The 2575-nt window shown below is 41.3% G+C and carries 3 protein-coding genes; all 3 read left to right on the top strand.

Features of this window, described 5'->3' with window-relative positions; translation table 11 throughout:
* Positions 1–144: 144 nt before the first annotated feature.
* Positions 145–798: a fructose-6-phosphate aldolase gene (gene fsa / locus JQM82_RS15010; protein ID WP_235251212.1), complete on the top strand. Its 654-nt coding sequence runs from the start codon at positions 145–147 to the stop codon at positions 796–798.
* A gap of 35 nt (positions 799–833) precedes the next feature.
* On the top strand, positions 834–1670 hold the full coding sequence (locus JQM82_RS15015) for a transketolase (protein ID WP_235251214.1): 837 nt from the start codon (positions 834–836) through the stop codon (positions 1668–1670).
* Positions 1658–2575, top strand: a 918-nt coding sequence (locus JQM82_RS15020; protein ID WP_235251216.1) for a transketolase family protein, incomplete at its 3' end; no start/stop codon positions are given. The genes JQM82_RS15015 and JQM82_RS15020, both read left to right, overlap by 13 nt.

Here is a 2575-nt window from a genome sequence, read left to right on the forward strand (position 1 = left end):
AAAAATGAAACTAATAAAATAATAATATTAATAAGGAAAATTACTAATAAAAACAGAGGCTATTGACCAATATTCATAGCATAAGTTATAATTCAGACAAGTGGTAAGTGAAACATATTAACAGCAAAAAAAGGAGGAAGAAAAATGAAATTTTTCATTGACACAGCTAATGTGGAAGACATTAGAAAAGCAAATGATATGGGGGTTATCTGTGGAGTGACAACAAATCCATCTCTGATTGCCAAGGAAGGGAAAATATTCGAAGATGTAATCGCAGAGATTGCTTCTATTGTAGATGGACCAATCAGTGGTGAAGTAAAGGCAACAACAGTTGATGCAGAAGGAATGATCAAAGAGGGAAGAGAGATTGCAAATATCCATCCGAATATGGTTGTTAAGATCCCGATGACTGTAGAAGGATTAAAGGCTTGTAAGCAGTTGTCTTCTGAAGGCATCAAGACAAATGTTACTTTGATCTTTACTGCAAATCAGGCGCTTCTTGCAGCAAGAGCAGGTGCAACTTATGTATCTCCGTTCCTTGGACGTCTGGATGATATTTCTGTAAGAGGAACAGATCTGATCTCCGAGATCGCCCAGATCTTTGAAATTGCAGGAATCGAAACAGAGATTATTGCAGCAAGTGTTCGTCACCCAATGCATGTAACAGACTGTGCACTTGCAGGAGCTGATATTGCTACTGTTCCATATAAAGTAATTGAGCAGATGACAAAGCATCCTCTGACAGATGCAGGTATTGCAAAATTCCAAGCTGATTATAAAGCAGTGTTTGGAGAATAATCTGAATCAGAAAACAGAATTTTAGGAGGATGAAAATGAACAAATTAGAGTTGATGAAGACGGCAAATGAAGTCCGCAAGGGGATCATTGCAGCTGTTCACAGCGCAAAATCCGGACATCCGGGCGGCTCATTGTCTGCTGCTGATATTTACACTTATCTTTATTTTGAAGAAATGAATATTGATCCGGAGGATCCGAAAAAAGCAGATCGCGACCGTTTTGTACTTTCCAAAGGACATACAGCGCCAGGATACTATTCTGCTTTGGCGAACAGAGGATTTTTCCCGGTAGAAGATCTGACAACGCTTCGTAAAGTAGGATCCTACCTGCAGGGACATCCGGATATGAAACATATTCCGGGAGTAGATATGTCCAGTGGTTCTCTGGGACAGGGAGTTTCTGCTGCAGTTGGAATGGCTGTTTCTGCAAAATTATCAGGAGACGATTACAGAGTTTATACTCTGCTTGGAGATGGTGAGATTCAGGAAGGTCAGGTATGGGAAGCTGCCATGCTGGCAGGATTTCGTAAACTTGACAATCTGGTAGTGATTGTGGATAATAACAATCTTCAGATTGATGGACCAATTGATGAAGTGAACTCTCCTTATCCGATTGATAAGAAATTTGAGGCATTTAATTTCCATGTAATCAACATTAATGGAAATGATTTTGATGAGATTGACGCTGCATTTAAAGAAGCACGTGCTACAAAGGGACAGCCAACAGCGATTATCGCGAAGACAGTAAAAGGAAAAGGTGTTTCCTTCATGGAAAATCAGGTGGCGTGGCATGGAAGTGCTCCGAATGACGAGCAGTATGCAGTCGCTATGGCAGACTTAGAAAAGGTAGGTGAAGCATTATGTCAGAAGTAAAGAAAATCGCAACAAGAGAAAGCTACGGTAATGCTTTGGTTGAACTTGGAAAAGAACATGAAGATATTGTAGTACTGGATGCCGATCTTGCAGCTGCTACAAAGACAGGAACGTTTAAAAAAGCATTTCCGGAACGTCATATTGACTGTGGAATTGCAGAATGTAATATGATGGGCGTTGCGGCAGGAATTGCAACAACCGGAAAAGTACCATTTGCAAGTTCCTTCGCAATGTTTGCAGCAGGACGTGCTTACGAGCAGATTCGTAACTCCATCGGATATCCGAAGTTAAATGTAAAAATCGGGGCAACACATGCGGGAATCTCAGTAGGAGAAGATGGGGCAACCCATCAGTGTAATGAAGACATTGCTTTGATGAGAACGATTCCGGGAATGGTGGTAGTCAATCCTTCCGATGACGTGGAAGCGAAGGCAGCAGTAAAAGCAGCATATGAATATGTTGGACCGGTATATCTTCGTTTTGGAAGACTGGCAGTTCCGGTAATCAATGATACGTCGGAATATAAATTTGAACTTGGAAAGGCGATTACACTGCGTGAAGGTACAGATGTAACAATTATCGCATCCGGACTTCCGGTATCTGAGTCTCTGATCGCAGCAGAAAAACTGGCGGAAGATGGAATCAGTGCAGAAGTAATCAATATGCATACGATTAAACCGTTGGATGAAGAAACCGTGATTGCAGCAGCGGCAAAGACTGGAAAGATCGTAACGGTAGAAGAACATTCTGTAATTGGCGGATTGGGAAGTGCTGTATGTGATGTGGTTGCAGAAAAAGCACCTGCAAAAGTAATGAAGATTGGTGTTAACGACACATTTGGTGAGTCCGGACCGGCAGTACAGTTGATTAAAAAATACGGATTAGATGCAGATAGTATTTATGAA

It is taken from the genome of Faecalicatena contorta (assembly GCF_021531995.1).
Classification (GTDB): Bacteria; Bacillota; Clostridia; order Lachnospirales; family Lachnospiraceae; genus Dorea_A; species Dorea_A contorta_A.